The 2,902-nt window shown below is 72.8% G+C and carries 3 protein-coding genes; 1 reads left to right on the plus strand and 2 read right to left on the minus strand.

Features of this window, described 5'->3' with window-relative positions:
* Positions 1-582, minus strand: a 582-nt coding sequence (locus DW309_RS07165) for a MazG nucleotide pyrophosphohydrolase domain-containing protein (RefSeq protein ID WP_136044973.1), incomplete at its 3' end; no start/stop codon positions are given.
* Complete coding sequence (gene nhaA, locus DW309_RS07170) at positions 579-1,784, minus strand: Na+/H+ antiporter NhaA (protein WP_136044974.1); 1,206 nt, start codon at positions 1,782-1,784, stop codon at positions 579-581. The genes DW309_RS07165 and nhaA, both read right to left, overlap by 4 nt.
* A 78-nt stretch (positions 1,785-1,862) precedes the next feature.
* Here nhaA and DW309_RS07175 point away from each other — a divergent pair.
* The coding region (locus DW309_RS07175; protein ID WP_136044975.1) for a phosphoenolpyruvate carboxylase at positions 1,863-2,902 on the plus strand (1,040 nt) is incomplete at its 3' end.

Here is a 2,902-nt window from a genome sequence, read left to right on the forward strand (position 1 = left end):
CGATCTTGTCGCGACCAGCGCCAGGAGCGCGTCGCCGAGCTCCGCCTCGGACGCCGGAGTGGCCGCGACGGGGCTCTGCGGCACCGTGACACCGGTCCCCGCGGCCCGGCCGACCAGCTTCTGCGCCAGGGCGAGCGCCGGCATCCCCCGGGGCACGCCGTCGAGCACGCTGCGCCGCGTGCGCTTCTCCGCGGCCTTCGCCGCGTTCCAGTGGATCAGCACCTCCTCCGGCGTGGTGGCGACCTCGTCGCCGAACACATGCGGATGACGGCGCACCATCTTCTCGGTGAGCGTGGCGGCCACGTCGTCGATGTCGAACGGATCGTCGGGGTCCTGCGCGGCGATCGCGGCGTGGAACAGCACCTGCCACAGCAGGTCGCCCAGCTCCTCACGCAGATCGTCGCGGGTGCCGGACTCCACGGCGTCGATCACCTCGTGCGACTCCTCGATCAGGTACGGCACCAGGTCGCGGTGGGTGATGCGCTGCGACCACACGCAGCGCTCGCGCACGGCCCGCATGGTGTCGGCCGCGGCCCGCAGCGCATCCATGTCAGGCCGCGACTCGTCGGCAGACCCGCTCATGCGTCCTCCGCTCCTCGGTCCGATGCGACCCGCTCTCCGGACGGGGCACCGGCGAGGCGACGGTACCAGCGGGCCCGCAGCGACACGATCACCGCCGAGAGCAGCAGCGCCAGGAGCGAGCCGACCAGCACCCCGAGGATCGCCTGGTCGCGCAGGCCCGCGTCGGCGGCGAACGCGAGGTTCGCGAGCAGCAGCGACACCGTGAAGCCGATGCCGCCGAGCGCTCCCGCCGCGACGATGTCGGCGAAGGGCAGCGCCGGATCGGCTCCCCGCGGGCGGATGCGCATCGCGAACCAGCCGAACACCGTGATGCCGACGATCTTGCCGACCGGGAGGGCCACCACGATGGCCCAGAACGCGGGCGACAGCTCCGTCGGCGCCACCGCGGGGATCACCACGAACGCCGCGACGAATGCGAACACCGGCAGGATCACCCCGTTGACCGTGGGCTCGAGCGCGTGCCGCGTACGGCCGGCGGGCACCGGCGCCATCACCAGCCCCAGCATGACCCCCGCGATCGTGGCGTGCACGCCGGACGACGCCACGAGCGCCCACGTCACCACACCGACCACGGTCATCGCGACCGCGATCAGCGGATGCCCCTTCGCGTGCAGGAGCCGGCTGAGCACCCAGAACACGGCCACACCGACCAGGGCCAGCACGAACAGCAGCCACTGCACGTCGTGCGCGAACAGCACCGCGATGAACACGATGCCGATGATGTCGTCGAGGATCGCGAGCGCCAGCAGGAACACCCGCACGCGCGACGGCAGGCCGCGGCCGAACATCGCCAGCACACCGAGCGCGAAGGCGATGTCGGTCGCGGTGGGGATCGGCCAGCCGGACGCCGTCTCCGGGCCGCCCGCGATCAGCAGGTACACCAGGATGGGGACCAGCACCCCGCCGGTCGCGGCGATCGCCGGCTGCACGGCCTTGCGCGGGGAGTCGAGCTCACCGTGGGTCAGCTCGTGGCGCAGCTCGATCGCGACCACCAGGAAGAACACCGCCAGCAGACCGTCCGAGACCCAGTGCGCGATCGACAGGTCGAGCGCCGTACCCGGCACCGCGAGGTGCGCGTCCAGCAGCCCCGCGATCGCGTCGTGGGTGGGCAAGTTCGCGAGAAGGAGCCCCAGTCCGGCCGCGACGAGCAGGAGGACGGCGGGGAACTGCTGACCGCGGAGGGGGTTCGCTGTGATGCGCATCGCCTCCATCGTAGGCGGCGGTGTCCTCCGGCCGTCATGCGTGCAAGAGGCGTTCTCACCCCGGGATACTCTCGGAGGGTGACCCCCGATTCCCCCGCTTTCTCCGAGCCGACGCCCACCGAGGCCATCCGCGTGATCGGTCGCTTCGAAGCCGGTCGCGGCATTCCCGATGCCATGCGCTCCGACGTGCGGATGCTGGGCCAGCTGCTCGGCCAGGTGCTCCGCGAGGCCGGCGGCGACGACCTGTTCGACGACGTCGAGCGTCTGCGCCTCGCGACCATCCAGGCCTACGAGGACGAGACCTCCGACGCGTTCGAGCGGGCCGCGGCGATCGCCGAGTCGTTCACGATCGCCCGCGCCGACGAGGTCGCGCGGGCGTTCACCTGCTATTTCCACCTGGTGAATCTCGCCGAGGAGCACCAGCGCGTGCGTGTGCTGCGCGAGCGGGCCGGCCAGCCGGGGCGGGAAGACGCGAGCGACACGGTCGCCACGGCCTACGCGCGCCTGCGCGACGAGGTCGGCGAGGACGAGGCGCGCCGCCGTCTCGCCGGTCTGCGCTTCCACCCGGTGTTCACGGCGCACCCGACCGAGGCCCGCCGCCGCGCGGTGTCGTCGAGCATCCGTCGCCTGTCGGAACTGCTCACGCAGCACGACGCCGCGAGCGCGGGCGGCGCCGAGGAGCACCGCGCCCGCCGTCGCATGCTGGAGGAGATCGACACGCTGTGGCGCACCGCCCCGCTGCGCGCGCAGAAGCCCTCCCCGACCGACGAGGTCCGCACCGTCATGGGCGTGTTCGACGAGACGCTCTTCACGACGGTGCCGCACGTGTACCGCCGCATCGACGACGCACTGCGCGGCGAGGAGTCCGGAGCCAGCGCGCCCGTGGTGCCCTCCTTCGTGCGCATCGGCTCGTGGGTGGGCGGCGACCGCGACGGGAACCCGTTCGTCACCGCGGCCGTCACGCGCGAGGCCTCGCAGATCGCCTCCGACCACGTGCTGCGCGGACTCGAGCGCGCGCTGGACCGGATCGGCCGCACGCTCACGCTCTCGGCCGACGACACGCCCCCGAGCGCGGAGGTCGTCGCGCTGTGGGAGGCCTTCGCGGCCGCCGAGCCCGA

The sequence above is a fragment of the Microbacterium sp. K41 genome, from assembly GCF_004794395.1.
GTDB lineage: Bacteria > Actinomycetota > Actinomycetes > Actinomycetales > Microbacteriaceae > Microbacterium > Microbacterium sufflavum.

What these genes read in the sequence shown, in the direction of transcription:
- nhaA (WP_136044974.1), bottom strand. Translation starts at nt 1,784, where the DNA reads ATGCGCATCACAGCGAACCCCCTCCGCGGTCAGCAGTTCCCCGCCGTC.